This is a genomic window from Pantoea sp. T14, assembly GCF_036663535.1.
GTDB lineage: Bacteria > Pseudomonadota > Gammaproteobacteria > Enterobacterales > Enterobacteriaceae > Pantoea > Pantoea phytostimulans.
Genome location: NZ_JAWUEB010000015.1, coordinates 17,511 through 36,247 on the forward strand (window position 1 = coordinate 17,511; position 18,737 = coordinate 36,247).

Annotated in this window: 15 protein-coding genes; 3 read left to right on the plus strand and 12 right to left on the minus strand. The window is 53.8% G+C overall.

Annotation, left to right across the window (positions count from 1 at the left end; translation table 11 throughout):
• Positions 1–9: 9 nt before the first annotated feature.
• The 5 genes from fucP to SC127_RS06045 are packed head-to-tail and all read right to left on the minus strand — an operon-like array spanning position 10 to position 4,486.
• Entirely contained in the window at positions 10–1,245 is a 1,236-nt protein-coding gene (gene fucP / locus SC127_RS06025; RefSeq protein WP_215845608.1) for an L-fucose:H+ symporter permease, read from the minus strand.
• 22 nt (positions 1,246–1,267) lie between these two features.
• Positions 1,268–1,615, minus strand: a complete 348-nt coding sequence (locus SC127_RS06030) for an L-rhamnose mutarotase (RefSeq protein WP_215845607.1) — start codon at positions 1,613–1,615, stop codon at positions 1,268–1,270.
• Entirely contained in the window at positions 1,612–2,391 is a 780-nt protein-coding gene (locus SC127_RS06035; RefSeq protein ID WP_215845606.1) for an SDR family oxidoreductase, read from the minus strand. The genes SC127_RS06030 and SC127_RS06035 overlap by 4 nt, the downstream gene beginning before the upstream one ends.
• The gene (locus SC127_RS06040) at positions 2,388–3,203 is read right to left on the minus strand and encodes an amidohydrolase family protein (RefSeq protein ID WP_332625785.1); all 816 of its coding nucleotides are present in this window, start codon (positions 3,201–3,203) and stop codon (positions 2,388–2,390) included. The genes SC127_RS06035 and SC127_RS06040 overlap by 4 nt, the downstream gene beginning before the upstream one ends.
• On the minus strand, positions 3,203–4,486 hold the full coding sequence (locus SC127_RS06045) for an L-fuconate dehydratase (protein ID WP_332625788.1): 1,284 nt from the start codon (positions 4,484–4,486) through the stop codon (positions 3,203–3,205). Before SC127_RS06045 ends, SC127_RS06040 begins: the two co-directional genes overlap by 1 nt.
• Before the next feature lie 290 nt (positions 4,487–4,776).
• Between SC127_RS06045 and SC127_RS06050 the strand changes: the two genes are divergently transcribed.
• Positions 4,777–5,517 carry a FadR/GntR family transcriptional regulator gene (locus SC127_RS06050; protein ID WP_332625790.1) on the plus strand — a complete coding sequence of 247 codons (741 nt, stop codon included), beginning with the start codon at positions 4,777–4,779 and terminating at the stop codon, positions 5,515–5,517.
• On the opposite strand, the gene SC127_RS06055 is transcribed toward SC127_RS06050, so the two are convergent.
• A complete protein-coding gene (locus tag SC127_RS06055) occupies positions 5,514–7,877 on the minus strand; it encodes a glycoside hydrolase family 31 protein (protein WP_243078958.1) in 2,364 nt (787 codons plus the stop codon). The genes SC127_RS06050 and SC127_RS06055 overlap by 4 nt on opposite strands.
• 10 nt (positions 7,878–7,887) lie before the next feature.
• The gene (locus SC127_RS06060) at positions 7,888–9,198 is read right to left on the minus strand and encodes an MFS transporter (RefSeq protein WP_243078957.1); all 1,311 of its coding nucleotides are present in this window, start codon (positions 9,196–9,198) and stop codon (positions 7,888–7,890) included.
• A gap of 233 nt (positions 9,199–9,431) precedes the next feature.
• Between SC127_RS06060 and SC127_RS06065 the strand changes: the two genes are divergently transcribed.
• Positions 9,432–10,496 (plus strand): LacI family DNA-binding transcriptional regulator, encoded by a 1,065-nt coding sequence (locus SC127_RS06065; RefSeq protein WP_332625793.1) that lies wholly within the window; start codon positions 9,432–9,434, stop codon positions 10,494–10,496.
• On the opposite strand, the gene SC127_RS06070 is transcribed toward SC127_RS06065, so the two are convergent.
• Positions 10,493–13,342: a bifunctional diguanylate cyclase/phosphodiesterase gene (locus tag SC127_RS06070; protein WP_332625795.1), complete on the minus strand. Its 2,850-nt coding sequence runs from the start codon at positions 13,340–13,342 to the stop codon at positions 10,493–10,495. The two genes, SC127_RS06065 and SC127_RS06070, sit on opposite strands and share 4 nt — an antisense overlap.
• 631 nt (positions 13,343–13,973) lie before the next feature.
• Between SC127_RS06070 and SC127_RS06075 the strand changes: the two genes are divergently transcribed.
• Positions 13,974–14,594 (plus strand): response regulator transcription factor, encoded by a 621-nt coding sequence (locus SC127_RS06075; RefSeq protein ID WP_243078954.1) that lies wholly within the window; start codon positions 13,974–13,976, stop codon positions 14,592–14,594.
• Positions 14,595–14,652: 58 nt separating this feature from the next.
• Here the strand turns inward: SC127_RS06075 and SC127_RS06080 are convergent, their stop codons facing one another.
• Genes SC127_RS06080 through SC127_RS06095 form a run of 4 tightly spaced genes read right to left on the minus strand, consistent with a single transcriptional unit; the run spans position 14,653 to position 18,535 of the window.
• Positions 14,653–15,357, minus strand: coding sequence for a proteasome-type protease (locus SC127_RS06080; RefSeq protein WP_215848217.1), 705 nt, complete (start codon positions 15,355–15,357; stop codon positions 14,653–14,655).
• Positions 15,358–15,375: 18 nt separating this feature from the next.
• Positions 15,376–16,176 (minus strand): transglutaminase family protein, encoded by an 801-nt coding sequence (locus SC127_RS06085; protein WP_215845599.1) that lies wholly within the window; start codon positions 16,174–16,176, stop codon positions 15,376–15,378.
• Positions 16,173–17,102 (minus strand): alpha-E domain-containing protein, encoded by a 930-nt coding sequence (locus SC127_RS06090; protein WP_243078953.1) that lies wholly within the window; start codon positions 17,100–17,102, stop codon positions 16,173–16,175. Before SC127_RS06090 ends, SC127_RS06085 begins: the two co-directional genes overlap by 4 nt.
• On the minus strand, positions 17,096–18,535 hold the full coding sequence (locus SC127_RS06095) for a circularly permuted type 2 ATP-grasp protein (protein ID WP_332625796.1): 1,440 nt from the start codon (positions 18,533–18,535) through the stop codon (positions 17,096–17,098). The genes SC127_RS06090 and SC127_RS06095 overlap by 7 nt, the downstream gene beginning before the upstream one ends.
• Between the last annotated feature and the right edge of the window lie 202 nt (positions 18,536–18,737).

Consider the following 18,737-nt stretch of genomic DNA (forward strand, 5'->3'; position numbering starts at 1 on the left):
CCGATCTGTTTATACCGCCTTGCGTTGACTTAACGCATACCTAAACACCACGACAAAACAGAGCAGCGGCAAGCTGTAAGCCGATGCTGTGCCGAAATGGTCGGCCATTGAGCCCATAAACCACGGCATAATCGCCCCGCCTACAATTGACATGATCATGAATGAGCTGGCACGTTTAGTCTGCGCGCCCATATTTTTGACGCCCATCGCAAACAGCGTGGGAAACATGATCGACATAAAGAAGAACACCGCAATCAGCGCCACCACCGCCACGCGCTCAATACCTGAAACTACCAACGCGCACAGCGCCACGTTGATGATGGCGTAGACAGCCAACAGCGTGGCTGGACGAATACGCCCCATCAGCCAGGTTGAGAAGAAGCGGCCAACCATAAACGCGATCATCGCCACCGACAGCAAATAAGCGGCTGTAGCGTTGCTGATATCTGCCCAATGCTCAGTAACGTAGTTAATGAAAAATGCGCCAACGCCAACCTGGGCCGCTATATAGAAAAACTGGGCAATCACCGCGCCGGTAAAGTGTTTGTGCTGCCACAAACTGCGGGTCGCACCTTGCTGCAGATCTTTTTGATCTTGTGCCTCACGGACATCCGGCATCGTCGTGCGGCTAAACAGAAACGCAATCAGTAACACCAGCACCGCAATCGCGACATAGGTGAATTTCACGCTCTCCTGCGCCTCGCTGGCGGGTTGCTGAGAGGAGAAGAACATCGCGCCGCCAATTAACGGCCCCATAAATTGACCTAATCCATTAAACGATTGCGCCAGATTAAGCCTTCGCTCAGCCCCGTTGGGATCGCCTAAAACCGTAGCGAATGGATTCGCAGCCGTTTCCAGACAACCTAATCCGCAGGCAATGACAAACAGGGCAAACAGAAACAGCGCGAAGCTATTGGCGCTGGCCGCCGGGATAAACAGCAGCGCGCCCGCCGCGTAAAACAGTAATCCCAGGATAATACCTGCGCGATAGCCGCGACGATCCATGAAATAACCCGCAGGCAGCGCAACGATGAAATACGCGCCAAAATAGGCCGCCTGCAACAAACCCGACTGTGCTTTACTGACATTAAGCGTTAACTGAAAGTGTTTGTTTAAAACATCGAGCAGCCCATACGACAATCCCCACATGAAAAACAGGCTGGTTACGAGCATGAACGCCCAACGCGTGCTGACGCTTGCGCTGCTGGCCCGACGACCGCGTAGCGACTCTTTTTGTGCAAACATAGAATTTCCTCACCAAAGTGTTTTATTCCGACTGCGTGCTGAGGGCAAAGATGCGTGGCATCAGCGCCCATTTTTCGCCCGCTGCGCTCCATGGCGTAGGCTGCTGAAATTTCCACATCAGCGTTTCCCAGCGTTGGATCACCGGATCCTGTTGGCAATGCGTTGCATACTGCTGCCCGTTAAACGTGTCGTTTACCTCCACCACCATAAACAGGCGGTTGCCGAGGCAATAAATCTCCATCTCCTCAATGCCATGCTGCCGCATCGCCGCAGCCACTTCTGGCCAGATGCGCTGATGCAGCTGTTGGTACTCCGCGATAAGTGCCGGATCGTCGATCAAATCCAGCGCCTGACAGAAACGGCGACTCATCCGCCTAATGCTCGATCAAGGTGAACGTAGCCGCCATCGACAAACAACCATTGCCCGGTGGTATGCGATGCGCGTGCGGAAAGCAAAAACACCACGCTGTTGGCGATCTCCTGCGGTGTGGTCATGCGCTGGCCGAACGGAATACGGCGAGTGATCTCTGCCAACTTGTCATCAGGCTGGTCAAAGGTGGCAATCCAGCGTTCATAAAGTGGCGTCATCACTTCAGCCGGGATCACCGCATTGACGCGAATGCCATCCTGCAACAGCGAGGCGGCCCATTCACGCGTCAACGCCAGCACCGCCCCTTTTGACGCGCAATAACCGCTGGTATCACCTTGCCCAGTCAGGGCAGTTTTGGAGCCAATGTTGACGATGGCACCTTGCGATTGACGCAGCGCAGGCAAGCAGTCGTGCGCCATTTGATAGAAATGGATGAGGTTCTTTTCCAGCGAGGCGACAAACGCGCTGCGCCCCGCTTCAAGACTGACGCCATCATTCACTCCCGCGTTATTTACCAAGCCATCGATACGATCAAAACGTGCCCGCGTCTGTTCTACTGCAGCGCGGCATTGCGTTTCATCACTCAGTTCGGCAGCGATAAACAGCGCCTGCGGTTGTTGCTGTTGCAGTTGTTCAAACCAGGCGTCAGCGGGCGGTTGATTGGCGACAATCACCGGAATCGCGCCCTCCTCCGCCAGTTGCTGGCTAATGGCGGCACCGATGCCCGAACCGCCGCCGGTCACGATCACCACTTTGTTGGTCAGAAACAGATTCATGCTGTATTCCCCTTGAGATAAACACGCTGAGCGGTTCCGCCCCAAATCGCCTGCTGCTCGGGCTGCGACAGCGTTTGTGTCAACTGCTGGCACAGATCACACACCTGTTGATAGCGGGCTTCGCCCTGCGAAACTGGCCAATCGGAGCCAAACATCAAGCGTGATGGCCCGAACAGCGCCAGCGCCGCATCAAAAAATGGCAGTAGCTGCGCGCCTTGCCAGCCCGCGCCCGCTTCCGTGACTAAACCTGACAATTTGCACACCACGTGAGGCAAGGCCGCCAGCGGGGCGATCTGCTGCTTCCACTGTTCAGCTCCCGCCGCAATATCGGGTTTACCGAGGTGATCAAGTACTATCCAGTGCGCATCGTGGCGTTGAGCAAAAACAGCGGCCTGCTGCATATGGTGATGAGTGACCAACAAATCCCAACTGAACTGCTGCTGTTGCAACTGACGCATGCCACGCGCCACTACGTCAGAAGCCAGCCACGCCGCAGGATCGGCTTCGTCCTGCACCGGATGACGAAAGCCGCAGCAGCGCGGATCCAAGGCGACCGGATCGGGCTGCTGCAGATCGATCCACCCCACTACGCCGAGGATCTCGTCATGGCGCGCCGCCAGGTCGCATAAGAATTGATTTTCCGCTTCACAGGGCCGTGCCTGCACCGCAATGCAGCCGTCGATCTGCGCCGCGCTCAGCTCGGGCCGTAATTGCGCGGGCAAGAAATCCTGCTTTAGCGCCGAATTGTCGATCCAGCTAAACGCCTCCGGCTGGTAATACCAGAAGTGTTGATGTGCATCGATGCGCAGCATTAAACATTTCCCCGAAAGCGATATTCGGCGATGGATTCGGGATACATCTCAATGGAATAGCCCGGTTCACGCGGCGGCATGTAGGCGGCGCCACGGATTTCACACGGCGTTTTGAAGTGCTGATGCAGATGGTCAACATACTCTATGACGCGTCCTTCGTGGGTTCCGGCGATAGCAACATAGTCAATCATCGACAGATGCTGAACGTATTCACACAGCCCAACGCCGCCCGCGTGTGGGCAGACCGGCAGATTGTATTTCGCCGCCATTAGCATCACCGCCAGCACTTCATTGACGCCACCAAGCCGACAAGCATCAATCTGCACCACGTCAATCGCACCGCGCATCATCAGCTGTTTAAAGATGATGCGGTTCTGGCACATTTCGCCGGTCGCGACTTTCACCGGCAGCACCCCTTCGCGGATTTTACGGTGACCTTCAATGTCGTCCGGGCTGGTGGGTTCTTCGATAAACCACGGGCGCGCAAAGGAGAGCGCTTTTACCCAGCGAATCGCCTCATCCACTTCCCACACCTGATTTGCGTCGATCATCAGTTGGCGATTCTCGCCCAGCACCTCGCGAGCAATGCGCACGCGGCGAATATCATCCTCAAGATCCTGCCCGACTTTGAGCTTCACAAAGTTAAATCCGGCATCGACTGCCTGCTGGCAAAGGCCGCGCAGCTTTTCATCGCTGTAACCCAACCAGCCAGCTGACGTGGTGTAACAGGGATAACCGTTCTGTTCGAGGCTGGCGATGCGTTGCGCCTTACCCGATTCCTGTCGTTGCAGGAGTTGCAGCGCTTCCTGCGGCGTAATCGCGTCGCTTAAATAGCGGAAATCGATACAGCGCACCAATTCTTGCGGTGTCATGTCAGCCACCAATCGCCACAGCGGTTTTTGTTCAGCACGCGCCCATAGATCCCAGACAGCATTCACCACCGCACCCGTTGCCAGGTGGATCGCGCCTTTGTCAGGTCCGATCCAGCGTAGCTGGCTGTCGCTCGTTATATCGCGCCAGAACTGCCCCATATTGTCGCGGATACTTTCCAGCGTGCGTCCAACCACCAGATGTTGCAGGCTGCGAATCGCCGCGCAGCAAATTTCATTGCCGCGCCCAATGGTGAACGTCAGCCCATAACCGGATAACGCCGGATCGTCTGTTTCTAGCGTCACGTAGGCCGCGCTGTAATCAGGATCGGGATTCATGGCATCCGAGCCGTCGAGCTGCGCGGAGGTCGGAAAACGAACGTCGTCGACGCGAAGAGCGGTGATGGTTGTCATGATTACCTCATAAAGTACTCACTAAAATCCGGTGTATTTAGAGAAGTAAAAGGCCCAATGGTCAGGCCATTGAAGCCCATTAAAATGGCCTGAGTGATTGAACCTAAGGCTCAAAGGTCAGGCCAATAAACGCGTTTCTCCACCCACGTAATCAGGTATGCTGATCTGCACACCGCGCTTAAGATGTCACCAGCGCGTTGCAGTAATGACACATGTTTCTAACATGCGACAATTCAGCGATCTGCAAAATGCGCGCTGAATCGCATAAAATTTTGCGAAGGACGTTGCCCATGCCGATCACCCGACTCGAAAATCCGCGCATCTATCGCCAGATAGCCGATCAGCTACGTGGCCTGATCGAGCGTGGTGAATTTCCGCCCGGCAGCCGTTTACCGGCAGAACGGGAACTGGCTAAACAGCTGCAGGTGAGCCGTGCATCAGTACGGGAAGCGTTGATCGCGCTGGAAGTGGTGGGTTTGGTGGATGTGAAAGTCGGAAACGGCGTGGTGGTGAAAGCGCTGCCGAAGGCCACAATGTCGAGCCGCACGCCACGTCAACCGTGGCAGGAAATGGACAGCGAACTCAATATTGATATCGATTTTAATGCTGAATTAGCGCCTTTTTCGTTGCTTCAGGCCCGGCGTTTGATAGAACCCGAAACTGCAGCGCTGGCTGCGCGCAATGCCAGCAGCGAACAACTGCTGCAAATCCGTGCCGCCTTTGAACAGAACTGCAAAGATAACCGCGCCAATTCGCAAACCCATCCCGGTGACCGTCTGTTTCATATTCGGATTGCCCAAGCGAGCGGCAATCAGACCTACGGCTTTATCATTGGCCAACTGCTGGGGCATCGCTATGGCACCATGTTTCGTACCCTGCAACAGCGCTTTACGCCAGAAGATATGCCGCACCGCTCTGAGCAGGAACATTTGCAGATTCTTGAGGCGCTGGAAGCGCGCGACAGTCGTCGCGCGCGTCAGGCCATGAAGGCGCATCTTGATCAGGTAATTGCGATTTTCTCCCGCGCCTAAACCAAGCGATAACGCGCGGTTTTTTCTCCATTCACCCACAACTCACGCGTTTCTCCTGGCGGCAACAGAATCGTCATTTCATGCCATGCCGGTTGGTAGTCACCGCGTTTTTCCAGCGTCAGATCCAGCCGTGTTGCGCTGCCTTTTAACGACCAGCTCAGCCACAGCGCATTACCTTCACGCCAGCCATGGCTTTCACCATCATCATCAAATAGCTCGCCTTGAGTAGTCACTTCACCAGGCGCAGGCCACAATTGCAGTTCACGTATATTATCCAGTTGCGCATTGGTGGTGCTTTCACAACTTCCGAGTGGGATTGCCGCGCCAGCACGCACCAACAGCGGCAAGCGATCAATCGGCGCGTCCAGCGTCACCTGCTGCCCACCCGCAAACCAGTTTCCGCTGTGCCAGTCATACCAACCGTGTGCGTTATGCGGTAGATAAACTTCACGCTCACGTGCCCCCTGCTCCACCACACTCGCCACCAGCACATCGCGGCCCAGCAAGAAGTCGTCGCACTCTTGGTAAGTCTTCTCGTCCTCTTCATGATCGAGAAACGTTGGGCGCAGCATCGGCTCGTCTTGCGCGCTGGCCTGCCACGCCAACGTATACAAATAAGGCATCAGCCGATAACGCAGGCGAATCGCCTCGCGGATCATCGACGTGACTTCGGGGTACATCCACGGCTCATTTACGGTGTGATCGTCATTCCACGAATGGATGGTAAAACGGGGGTGCATGACGCCATTTTGCACCCAACGCACAAACAGTTCAGCATCGGGTTTATCGCCCGAAAAGCCGCCGACATCATGCCCAACGTTGAACAACCCAGACAAACTCATGCCCAGTCCCATACGAATGTTGTAACGCAGCGTCTGCCAGTTGGTGCGGTTATCGCCGCTCCAGGTTTGCACGTAGCGCTGCATACCGGCACAGCCAGAACGTGAAATCAAATAAGGCCGTTTCTCCGGTGCAAAACGCTGCTGCGCTTCCATTGAGGCACGCATCATGAGCAGCGGCATCACCGGGCGAATATGCTTAATGGCAATTTCAGTGCCAAAGCCGTGGCAGCGCGCTTCGCCATCCCACACTTCATACTCGTTGTTATCATTCCAGGTGGAATCAATGCCTTTTGCCAGCAGCTGCTCCGTCACATTGTCCTGCCACCAGCGCACCGCTTGCGGATGGGTAAAGTCGAGGTGCGAGCCTTCGTCATCCCAAAAAACGGAGCGTTCAGGGCGATCCCGCTCCGAGTCACGAATGAACAGCCCTTGCGACGCCACTTCCTGATAGCGTGGATGATCCTGCAACAGACAAGGTTTGATATTCGCCGCTAGCTTCATACCGGCGCGGTGAAACGCCTCGCTCATCGCATTCGGGTTAGGTACTTTGTCGTAGTTCCAGTTGAACACGTAACGCTTGTTGTTGATTGAGGTATAACCGGAAGAGAGCTGGAAAGAGTCGCAGGGAATTTCGTGCTCGCGACACAAGCGAATAAACGACTGCAGCTGCTGCTGCGCATCGGGCGCATCGGTGTAATGCATGGTTGAGCCGCTGTAACCCAGGCTCCATTTTGGCTGAAACAGCGTGCGCCCGGTCAGCCGCACAAAGGCTTTGGTCACATCCAGCAGTTTTGGACCGAGCATGAAGTAATAGTCGAGATCGCCCGCTTCAGCGCGATAACGGCGATAGGGCAGATGATAATTATCCAGCTCATTGCCCAAATCAAGCCAGCTGCTGCTGAGGTTGTCGTAAAACAGACCAAAGCTCACCCCATCACGCTGCGTCAGGGTAAACGGAATATGTTTGTAGAGCGGATCGGTACTCTGCGCGTTGTAACCCATCGCATCCAGATTACGCATTTCATAGCGACGATTGACCCGATTGAGATCGCCACTTTTCTCCCCCAATCCATACACGCGATCCTGTGGCTGGCGACGCTGATAATGTTCAACGCCATCGCCATGCGCGTTAAGAAGATAGGCGCCGGTGTGGCGATCGGCGGCCAGCGGCTGCCAGGTGGTGCCATCAAAATGTTCCCAACTTAAACAGAGCGGCTGATGCACCGTGACGCGCAATCTATCGCTGCTGACGCGCAGCTGTTGCGCATCGTGCTCAACCTTGAAATCAGGCAGCGAAAATCCCGCCAGTGATTCACGATCGCGTCCTTCCCACGGCACATCTTCTTCCGGCGCAATGCTCCAGGTACGATTCAGCGCCAGTTCGCCATTACGTTTTAACAGCACGCGCATCAGTCCCGATTCCAGCACATACAGGCGCAGAAGGTGGCGATCTTCTACATTCAGTTCAACGAAGTGATCAGCCTGTTGCTGCAGCGTCCAGTTTTTCAGGGTTTTCATCGTGCTTTCCTTATTGATTCGCAGTGCGTTGGCGACGTTCGGCGATAAACATCACCAGGAAAATCGCGCCAATTAAGTCAAAGAAGCCCATGGCAATAAACAGCGGATTGAAGCCAAGGGTGTCGGCGGTGACGCCGATGATCAGGGAGAAGATAAAGCTGGCGATCCAGGCGCAAGAGCCACGCATACCGTTGACGGTGGCCATCTGACGGCGGTCAAAACGCTCAACCACCAAGGCGCTGAGCATGCAGGAGATCACCTGATGTCCGAAACCGCCGACGGAGATCAGCGCGATAGCTAAATAGGGATCGTCGACCAGCGTCATCAAGCCCAGCGATACCATCAACACCGCTCCGGTCACAGAGCTGGCAACAATGGAATTCACGCGCGTCAGGCCAAACCAGCGTACATAAAGTTTGGTCAGATAACCGCTGGCCACGCTGCCGAGATCGGCGGCGAGAAACGGCAGCCAGGCAAACATCACAATCTGCTTTAGATCCATGCCGCGCTCATTGGCGAGATAGAGCGGCACCCAGAAACTCAGCACCGCCCACGCCGGTTCGGCGAGAAAAGCCGGGATCGCAATGCCGTAAAATTTTTTCTCTTTGCCGATGACTTTGAGCGCGGTGAAGAACGGCAGCTTTTCGCCGATCTCCTCATTGTCCTGATTAATAAAGGCGCGCTCCTCATCGGAAAGGCGCGTATGTTTTTCTGGTGATTGATAACCCCACCACCACAATACGACCCACAGCAAACCCAGGCCGCCAGTCAGCAAAAATGCGCCCTGCCAGCCAAACGAGATATGCGCAATGTAGATGATCGGCGGTGCCAGCATCGCGCCAACAGAGAAACCAACGCCTGCCCAACCTGCTGCAACCGGGCGCTCTTTTTTCGGGAACCAGTCGCCAATCGCTTTGGCGTTAGCCGGCGTGGCCGCAGCTTCCGAAGCGCCCATGACAAAGCGCAGCAGCGCCAGATGGAGCCAGCTTCCTGCGCCAGCGTGCAGTAAGCAGGTCACAGACCAAATCACCGCACAGATGAGAAAGCCCATCTTCAAACCGATCACATCAATCAACCAGCCGCAGATCGGTTGAAAAAGGGTGTAAGCCAGCTGAAACGTCGCCACCACCCAGGAATATTGCTCGGTGCTCATGTTGAGGCTGGTTTTCAGTTCGGGTGCCAGAATGCCGAGCGAGTTACGGGTGATGTAATTGACGGTCACACCCAGCAGAAACATGCCCAGCATCCACCAGCGCAGATTTTTTATCGTTCGCACCGTGCGCGAGGCGCTGATGGGCTTAGTTGTTGAGTCGAGGCTCATGATGCAACTCCTGTGAAAGCCGAGATGGCCGTGAATTCTTCACACCGTCGTCCGACGTACCGCGTGACCTGCATCGAACATAGAAAAGTGCAAAACGTGGGTACAGCCACTTTTTTGCAAGCTTTTTCATGGCAGGCTATTTCGCCACGTTAAATCCGCAGTAAATTGCGATATGACCCGATTCAGCAGCGTATGAAAAATTTTTCATTTAGAGATTTGAAGGCGATCACAGAATGAAACAAAGGCTTAAAATCAGCGAAATTGCGGCGCTCAGCGGCGTGTCGATCAGCACGGTTTCGCGGGTGCTGGCGGGAAAATCCAATACCCGGCCCAGCACCCGCGACAAAGTATTGGCGATCGCGCAGCAGCAAGGCGTGCTGGATAATCTGCACAGCGGACGTTTGCTGCTGAATAATCTGATGGTATTTGCGCCCCCGCGCGCCTTTGATGTGCGCAGCGATATCTTCTATTACAAGGTGATTCAGGGCATTAGTCAGGCGGTTGAACCGCATGAAGTACGGCTGCGTTACTGTCCACTTGAAGAAGTGGAAAGCGACGCGGCCTTGTTTATTGAAAAAATGCAGCAGACCGAAGCCGCATTACTGGTGGGGATAGATGATGAGCACATTCATCAGCTAGCGGCCGAAATGAACAAGCCGTGCATACTGATTAACGCCCTGGATCGCCGCATGCGTTTGCCTTCTGTGGCGCCGCATCATCAGTTAATTGGCGAGTTCTCGGCCCGTTATCTGTTTGAGCAAGGTCATCGCCAGATCCTGTCGCTGCACTGTCTGCGGCGTTACACCATGGAGCAGCGATTGCAGGGCGTGCGCGATGCCTGGCATGCGATGAATCTGCGCTTCGACAGCCGCCAGCATCTGTTAACCCTCAACAGTTTTAGCAGCAATGAAGCCGCAGAGCGTTTAACGGAATATTTGCGGCATTGTCCGCAGGCACAAAGGCCGACAGCGATTCTGGCCAGCGGCGATTACATTGCCGCTGGCGCGGTGACGGCGCTGCAACAGGCTGGACTACGCGTGCCACAGGACATTTCGGTGATGAGTATGGATGGCTTTAACCTTGCCGCGATACACGATATTCCACTGACGTCGGTGCAGGTGCCCCGCGATGAGTTGGGTGAAGCGGCGGTACGCATGCTGCAACAGCTGCGGCTGCATCCCGGCGCTCCGCCCGGCACCTTGCTGCTCAATGGCAAGCTGGTGGTGCGCGAATCGGTGCGCCGGATACGCGATAACCTCAGCCATGCGCCCGTTCAGCAGTATGGCTTATACGATTAGCTGAGCGCTTTTAGGCGCAGTTCCGAAGGCTGTGGACGACCAAACAGATACCCCTGGAACAGGGTACAGCCCTCTTCGCGCAGTTTGGCAAACTGCTCGCTGCTTTCGACGCCCTCAGCCGTGATCTGAATATCCAGACTGCGGCTCATCCCCGTAATGGCGCGAATAATTGCCAGCGCTTCGCGACTGTCGCCCATGTCATTAATGAATGACTTATCGATTTTAATCTTGTCGAACGGGAACGAGCGCAGATAGCTCAGCGATGAATAGCCGGTGCCGAAGTCATCCAGCGCAATCTGTACGCCCAACGCTTTAAGGCTTTCAAGCGTCCGGATATTGCCCAGCGAATCATCCAGTAACACCGATTCGGTAATCTCCACTTCCAGTCGGCTTGGATTCAGCCCAGATTCTTGCAGCGCACCTTCAACCACCGACACCAGCGAGCTGTTTTTGAACTGCAGCGGCGACAGATTCACCGACACCGATTGTTCCCCCTCCCAACTGGCGGCTTCACGACAGGCGTCATACAACGCAAAAGCGCCCAACATGTGAATCAGCCCGGTTTCTTCCGCTATTGGGATAAAATCATTCGGCATGATCAGCCCCTTAATCGGGTGATGCCAGCGCATCAGCGCTTCATAACCGATAATGGTTTTGTTATCGCCGTTGGTGATTGGCTGGTAATAGAGTTTGAGCTGGCGGCCACTGATGGCTTCGCGCAGATCATTTTCAATTACGCGACGGCTGCGTGCTACATCATCCATCGCCAGCGTAAAGTGTTCGTGTCGGTTGCGGCCGTTGCGTTTAGCCTCGTACAACGCCATGTCAGCACAGCGCAGCAGCTGCTCCGGCGTGTTGGTAATGCTGGCGCTTAGTGCAATGCCGACGCTTAACCCAACCGATAAGTTATGCCCTTCGATATTAACCGGCGGACGAATCGCTTCGATCAGACGCTGCGCCACAATGCTGGCTTCATCTGCATTGCTAACCGACGGCAGCACGACAGCAAATTCGTCACCGCCAATGCGCGCCAGCGTATCGTGGTCGCGTAAGGTATTACGCAGGCGTTTCGCCACCACGCGCAGCAGGTCATCACCAATTTGGTGGCCGAGTGCATCGTTGACGTTTTTGAAGTTATCAAGGTCGAGGCACAGCGCGGCAGTCTGCTTTTGATTGGGTCCATCCTGCCGCAGCGCTTCGCTCAGACGCTGGCGGAACAGGATGCGGTTTGGCAAGCTGGTGAGGTTATCGTGGTGCGCCATATGATGAATACGTGCGTCGGCGGCACGCTGATCGGTGACATCTTCCACAATCAGCATTAGATAATTTTGCCGCGCATCCTGACCGCTAATTGCCGTGGCGCGGGTGTGCAAAATGCGCTCGCCGCTAGCGGTGATCATCAGCTGCTCACGCTCATGAATACCTTCGCTGCGCAGCGCCATATCGGCCAGGCTGTTGAAATAATCACTCAACTCTGGCGACATGCACTCATGCGGCCGCTTGTTTACAATCAGCGATTTGGAGAGGCCAAACAGCTTTTGCGACTGGTCGTTGACCAGCAAGATTTCGCGGGTAATCGCGTCTTCCACAATCACGCAGGAAGGAATATGGGTAATGATGTTATCGAGGAACTTCGACAGTGCGGTTTTTTGCGCGCTTTGCGCCTCAGCCTGATCTTTGGCGCGCAGTAACAGCTGCTCCTGCTCGCGGCGATCGGTGTTGTCGCGGGTAATTTTAGCGAAGCCAAGCAGCTTGCCCTCTTCGTCATGAATCGCGTCGATGACCACATGCGCCCAAAACGCGCTGCCATCTTTGCGATAGCGCCAGCCTTCATCCTCAAAGCGCCCGGTTTTCATCGCAATACCCAGGTTGGCTTCAGGTAAATTCATCGCGCGGTCTTGCGAGCTGTAAAACAGGGAGAAGTGCTGTCCGACGATCTCCTCAGCAACATAGCCTTTGGCGCGCTGCGCGCCAGCGTTCCAGTTCACCACGTGGCCTTTAACGTCGAGCATATAAATGGCGTAATCGGTAACGCCTTCGACTAACAGACGGAAGCGTTCTGCCTGTTCGTGCTGCTCGCGGCGGATACGTTGCTGCTCGGTACAGTCGCGGGTGATTTTAGCGTAACCGATAAGTTTGCCAGCCTCGTCGCGTATGGCGTCGATGACCACATGCGCCCAAAACGCGCTGCCATCTTTGCGATAGCGCCAGCCTTCATCTTCGAAACGTCCGGTCTTAAACGCGGTTTGGAGGTTCTTGTTGGGGATGTGCTCCAGCCGATCCTGTACGCTGTAAAAGCGCGAGAAGTGTTTGCCAACAATTTCTTCTGCTACGTAGCCTTTGGCGCGCTGCGCCCCGGCATTCCAGTTCACTACGTTGCCGTCGTGATCCAGCATATAGATCGCGTAATCGGTCACGCCCTCGACCAATAAACGAAAACGGGCTTCGTCTTCGCGCGCTTTACGCTGCTGCTCTTGTTGCTGTGTGCAGTCGCGGGTGATTTTGGCAAAACCCAGTAGCTGGCCGTAATCGTCGCGAATAGCATCAATGATGACATGCGCCCAAAACGCGCTGCCATCTTTACGGTAGCGCCAGCCTTCGGTTTCAAAACGTCCAGTGATAGACGCTGTTTCCAGACTGCGCTGCGGCATGCCTTTTAGACGGTCTGCCTCGCTGTAAAACAGCGCAAAGTTTTTTCCGACGATCTCTTCTGGTGTATAACCTTTGGCCCGCTGCGCCCCTGTATTCCAGTTCGCCACGGTTCCGTCCGGCTTCAACATGTAAATAGCGTAATCGATCACGCTTTGAACCAGCATTCGATACATGACATCAGAATTATTATCCATTTTTATTTGCCTGCTGCTGCTAAGCCCTGGTGTGGCTTAAGAATGTTCTTAATTTGACATCGAACTTAAGACCAAATGCGGACTAATAACAAGCTCAATGAGTCAAATGACAAAAGTTAGTAGGCTGTTTATCGGCAATGGCGAGAAAACGTTCAATTGTCATGCAGTGGGTCATGTTTTGGAGAGGTCAGACAATACCTTTCCGGCAAGAGGAGAGCGAAAAATACGCTGCAACACAGTGGCACAGTGCAGCTTGCCAGCTGACCATTGCCCCTTTTTTATCTCAGCAAGAACGCTTAGCATCCAAATCAGTGCACGCCGTTTTTAGCAGACATCACCCTGACCCTGTCATAAATTAACAACAAAGTAAGCCAATGGCCTTTTAATGCGTAATCAATCGGGCAGCGAATAGACTGCACACCTTTTACTTGGGTTTATGCCGTGGGCGTCAAAAGAGGTAAATACGATACTATGATTATTTCATGTCATTAATTGCGATACTGTTCAAATTTAAGACAGAGCTTAACGCACTTATTCCAGCAGGCTGGTAATAAACAGGTCAGACCATCATTCCTGTTTTATTATTTTTACCGCAGTTCATTTTGTGCGGTGTAGACTCTGGAAAAGTGCAATGACTAATACGATTTATATTGTTGATGATCACCCATTGATCTGCGATAGCATCCAACTTTATGCTCAGGCTAATAATTATCGGGTGGTCGGTACTGCGAATAAAAGTGATTCTTTATTTCTGGATATTTTCCATCTTAAGCCCGATGTTTTAATCCTGGATCTCAATTTACCTGGCCATTCAGGCATTGCGTTAGTTAAAGACCTAAAACAAGTCTTATCTAAGCAAAAAATCATCATTTTTACCGCTTCAGAAAGCCTGTTTTATCAGCGCTGCTGTTTACAGCTAGGTGTCGAAGGCTACCTACGTAAGCGCGGCGAGCCAGAGGAGTTACTCAATGCCTTAAACGATGTGATACAGGGTAAGCGCTGTTATCCGATGTCTTCATTCGATTCGCTGCTCCGGGCCCATTATGAAGATGATAAATTAATGAGCCTGACACGGCGTGAATTAATGGTTTTAGTCAAGCTCGCTGCGGGTTATTCCAATAAAGAGATCGCTGCGCTGCTTCATCTCAGCAATAAGACAATTAGCACGTATAAAATCGCTATTCAGCAAAAACTGGAAATTAAAGGGATCCGGGAAATTATTGCTATCGCTGAACGCAATGACCTTATTTAACGAACAATCAATGCCGTAACTGGGCGTTGCCGCCGTCAATAATCCGGCGGCAACAAGATTAAAGCTGTAGCGGCGGTAATTGAGAAAATACGCTCAGTAACCCTTTACTCCACAGTTGCCGGATTTGGGAGAAATAAGGATGCTGATCGGTGATGTGATACTGCTCGCTGTCGCTAAAACTGTCGCTGCGATACACCATCGCATCCAGCGGTAATCCCACCGAAATATTACTCGCCAGTGTTGAATCCATTGAAATCAGGGCACACTGCATCGCCTGGCTGAGCGGTGTTTCAAAACGCAATACGCGATCAATAATCGGTTTACCGTATTTGCTCTCACCAATTTGGAAGTATGGCGTATCCACGCTGGCTTCAATGAAGTTGCCCTGCGGATAGATTTGAAACAAGCGCGGTTCTTCACCCCGAATCTGCCCGCCTAACAGCAGCGATCCGCCGAACTCTTCACCGTCACGCCGGATCACTTCTCGCAAGGTATCACCCACCAGCAGCGCCACGTCATACAGCGATTTACCGTTGAGCAAATTGGGCTGATTATCATCTTCACAGTTTCGCCGCAGTAAGCTCATAACGCTTTGCGTGGTCGCTAAATTGCCCGCGCTTTGCAGCACCAGCGTGCGTTCATCGTTGACCTGAAAAACGTGCAGTTTACGGAAAGATGAGATGTGATCCACGCCTGCATTGGTGCGTGAGTCAGAGACGAAAATCATTCCAGACGATAAACGCATTGCCACACAATAAGTCATCATTACGCTCGTAAAGGTTTATTGCTGCGGAATTATTTTTTGCACCGCAGCGATTGCCAGCATATCTTCACCGCCGCCGCCTAAACGCATTCCGCGTACCGGGCAGGCATCCAGATAATCCACGCCAACCGCCAACCGTAAATGCTGGCGCGTGCTGCGGGTATTATTGGTGATATCAAAGCTGTGCCAATTGCCATCCAGCCAGGCTTCAACCCAAGCGTGAGTAGCGACGTGTTCAACATTGTCAGTATAAAGGTAGCCGCTGACATAGCGAGCGGGGATGCCCAGCGTACGGCAACAGGCGAGAAACACATGACTGTGGTCCTGGCATACGCCTGAACCGGCAGCAAAAACTTTTGCTGCTGCATCCGTAACCTGCGTACTGCCTGGCCGATAGGGCATTTTCAACAGTAATGCATCCATCAACTTTTCCAGGCTGGCGATCGGCGCTTCGGGCCGCCAGTAGCGCAAGGCAAAGTCCATGATGGCACCGTCTGGCTGAGTCAGTGGCGTGGCACGCAGGAAAATCAGCGGTGATAAAGCGCAATCGGGATCGGCTGCCATTTCGCCGCCGTCAAGAATCTCCACTTCACCCCGCGCGGCAATCTCCAGCTTTTGATGGGGCGTATCCAGCGTTAAAACGTGCATCACGTTACCGTAGGCATCTCGCGTGCGCGTTGCCTCGCAGGGCAAGATCAATTCCCATGAGATGATCTGTTGATGCACAGAGTCTTGCGGCGTCAGGCGCAGATACTGGGTGCTGAGTTTTACCTGCTGCTCGTAGGCATACCAGGTTTTGTGCTCAATGTTCAGTCTCATTTCGCCTCCAGATAGGTTTGATTGATGCTTTCAGCCAGTTCGTTGCAGCTGTCCAGAAAGGTGTTCAGCCAGTTTTGCAGGCCATTTCGCGTCAGGCTTTCCCAGGTACTGAAGCGCAGCTGCGCCAGCAGCACGGTAATCAAATAGCGTGGACGATCTTCCCCACTGCTGCCGATCATTTCCAGTTGGTTAGCGATCTCTTCAATACAAGAGTGCAGCGATCGTGGGCTTTCACTGCGCAGGATCAGCATCTCATTGACGTTGTCTGGAAACAGCTGCTCTTTAAAGATCGCGTTGTAGGCTTCACGCGCAGACACCGCACGCAATAGATTGTCGAGACAATAGTATTCGCGCACCGAATCAGGATCTTGTTCCAGCAGTTGCTGATTCACACTCAATAACCTTGCCGTACCTTCACTGCGCTCTAGCAAAGTGCCGATGCGGATAAAGCACATGGCATCACCGCGCAATAAAGTGCCGAACATCGCACCACGAAACAGATGTGAGCGCTCTTTTACCCAATCAAAAAAAGTGTCTGCGCCTGCGCTGGTTAATCCGCGCTGACGGATTTTACGCATCTCTATCCACGTCGAGTTTATGCTTTCCCATACTTCTGAAGAGAGGCTCCCGCGCACGGCATGTGCATTGTTCCACGCCGACTGCCAACAGTTGAAGATGCTGCTGGGATTGCGATCGTCAAGCGCAAAGAAGTGAAACAGCTGCGCCATGGTGAAGTGTCCGTTCAGCGTTTCGAACAGCTGATTGGTCCCGGTAAAATTTAGCGGCAGCATGAGCTCGTTGTCGTGACTGCCGCGCACGGGCATCAGCGACAGCCGGTTGGTGACATCTAATACGCGGGCGAGTTGTTCTGCGCGTTCCAGGTAGCGCGCCATCCAATAGAGACCGCTGGCTGTACGACTTAGCATGATGCGTCATCCTCCAGAACCCAGGTATCTTTGGTGCCGCCGCCCTGAGACGAGTTCACCACCAACGAGCCTTCCGTCAACGCAACGCGCGTTAAGCCGCCTGGCACCAAGCGGATCTCAGCCCCGCACAAGGCAAAAGGACGGAGATCGATATGGCGTGGAGCCAGACCGTTTTCGATAAATGTGGGACACGTCGAAAGCGCCAGCGTGTTCTGCGCGATGTAGTTATCGGGCCGCGCCTGTAATCGCGCCCGAAAATCGCTGAGCGCTTGCTGGCTGGCAACCGGGCCGATCAACATGCCGTAGCCGCCGGCGCCATGCACCTCTTTCACCACCATTTCATGCAGATTCGCCAGCACATAGGAGAGATCTTTCGGCTTGCGGCATTGCCATGTCGGCACGTTATTCAGGATCGGATCTTCATCAAGATAGAAGCGGATCATGTCTGGCACGTAAGGGTAGATCGATTTATCGTCGGCCACGCCGGTACCAATGGCATTCGCCAGCACCACGTTGCCAGCACGATAGACCGATAACAAGCCCGGCACACCAAGCATTGAGTCGGGGCGGAAGGCCAGCGGATCGAGGTATGCATCATCAACCCGCCGATAAATCACATCCACTTTGCAGGGTCCGGCGGTGGTTCGCATCATTACTGCGCCATCTTTAACGAACAAGTCAGCGCTTTCCACCAGTTCAACACCCATCTGTTGGGCAAGGAAACTGTGTTCAAAATAGGCGCTGTTAAAGCGGCCCGGCGTCAATACCACCACCACCGGATCGTTGACTGGCGAGCTTTCACGCAGGGTTTGCAGCAGATGTGAAGGATAACGTTCGACCGGCGCGATGTGCTGCTCGGCAAACAGTTCCGGGTAGAGCCGCATCATCATCTTGCGGTTTTCCAGCATATAGGAAACGCCGGAAGGCGTGCGCAGGTTATCTTCCAGTACGTAATATTCGCCATCGCTGTTACGCACCATGTCTACGCCAACAATGTGTGCATAGATATCACGATGCAGATCGACGCCCTGCATGCAGGGCTGATATTGATCGTTCACCATCACCTGCTCCGCCGGGATGATGCCCGCTTTCAGGATGTGCTGCTGATGATAGATGTCATGAAGGAAAGCGTTGAGCGCCTGAACGCGCTGGCGAATACCGCGATCCAGCATCGCCCATTCCTGAGCAGGAATAATGCGCGGTACGCTGTCGAAAGGAATTAAACGTTCCGCTCCGCCATCGTCGCCATAGACGTTAAAGGTAATCCCCACCCGATGAAACAAAAGTTCCGCTTCCTGGCGCTTGCGTGCAATCGCCTCTTTGTCCGCGTTTTGTAACCACTTCCAGTAAGTTTGATAATGCGCGCGGTACTGACCATCGCCCATTAACATCTCATCATAGAAATGTGGTGCTATCTGGTAGCTATCTTTCATGAATTACCCGGCGCTTGTCAGAGAAGATAAAACAAAGATTGCACAAAGTGTGCCAGGGCTTGGGCAGGTGTTTTTAGCGTGTGACCGTGTTCACCTCTCTGGCTGTTTCGCTCACGCCTGGCAGAGAAAGAGACCGACATCAGCAACGTTGGCGTTGTTATGCGGCAGCGCCCTCTTTCTCTGCTTAGCCTGTGAGCACCGG

Bases quoted from the DNA above. Each gene is read 5' to 3' on its own strand.
- fucP (WP_215845608.1), bottom strand. From the start codon at position 1,245: ATGTTTGCACAAAAAGAGTCGCTACGCGGTCGTCGGGCCAGCAGCGCA.
- SC127_RS06030 (WP_215845607.1), bottom strand. From the start codon at position 1,615: ATGAGTCGCCGTTTCTGTCAGGCGCTGGATTTGATCGACGATCCGGCA.
- SC127_RS06035 (WP_215845606.1), bottom strand. From the start codon at position 2,391: ATGAATCTGTTTCTGACCAACAAAGTGGTGATCGTGACCGGCGGCGGT.
- SC127_RS06040 (WP_332625785.1), bottom strand. From the start codon at position 3,203: ATGCTGCGCATCGATGCACATCAACACTTCTGGTATTACCAGCCGGAG.
- SC127_RS06045 (WP_332625788.1), bottom strand. From the start codon at position 4,486: ATGACAACCATCACCGCTCTTCGCGTCGACGACGTTCGTTTTCCGACC.
- SC127_RS06050 (WP_332625790.1), top strand. From the start codon at position 4,777: ATGCCGATCACCCGACTCGAAAATCCGCGCATCTATCGCCAGATAGCC.
- SC127_RS06055 (WP_243078958.1), bottom strand. From the start codon at position 7,877: ATGAAAACCCTGAAAAACTGGACGCTGCAGCAACAGGCTGATCACTTC.
- SC127_RS06060 (WP_243078957.1), bottom strand. From the start codon at position 9,198: ATGAGCCTCGACTCAACAACTAAGCCCATCAGCGCCTCGCGCACGGTG.
- SC127_RS06065 (WP_332625793.1), top strand. From the start codon at position 9,432: ATGAAACAAAGGCTTAAAATCAGCGAAATTGCGGCGCTCAGCGGCGTG.
- SC127_RS06070 (WP_332625795.1), bottom strand. From the start codon at position 13,342: ATGGATAATAATTCTGATGTCATGTATCGAATGCTGGTTCAAAGCGTG.
- SC127_RS06075 (WP_243078954.1), top strand. From the start codon at position 13,974: ATGACTAATACGATTTATATTGTTGATGATCACCCATTGATCTGCGAT.
- SC127_RS06080 (WP_215848217.1), bottom strand. From the start codon at position 15,357: ATGACTTATTGTGTGGCAATGCGTTTATCGTCTGGAATGATTTTCGTC.
- SC127_RS06085 (WP_215845599.1), bottom strand. From the start codon at position 16,176: ATGAGACTGAACATTGAGCACAAAACCTGGTATGCCTACGAGCAGCAG.
- SC127_RS06090 (WP_243078953.1), bottom strand. From the start codon at position 17,102: ATGCTAAGTCGTACAGCCAGCGGTCTCTATTGGATGGCGCGCTACCTG.
- SC127_RS06095 (WP_332625796.1), bottom strand. From the start codon at position 18,535: ATGAAAGATAGCTACCAGATAGCACCACATTTCTATGATGAGATGTTA.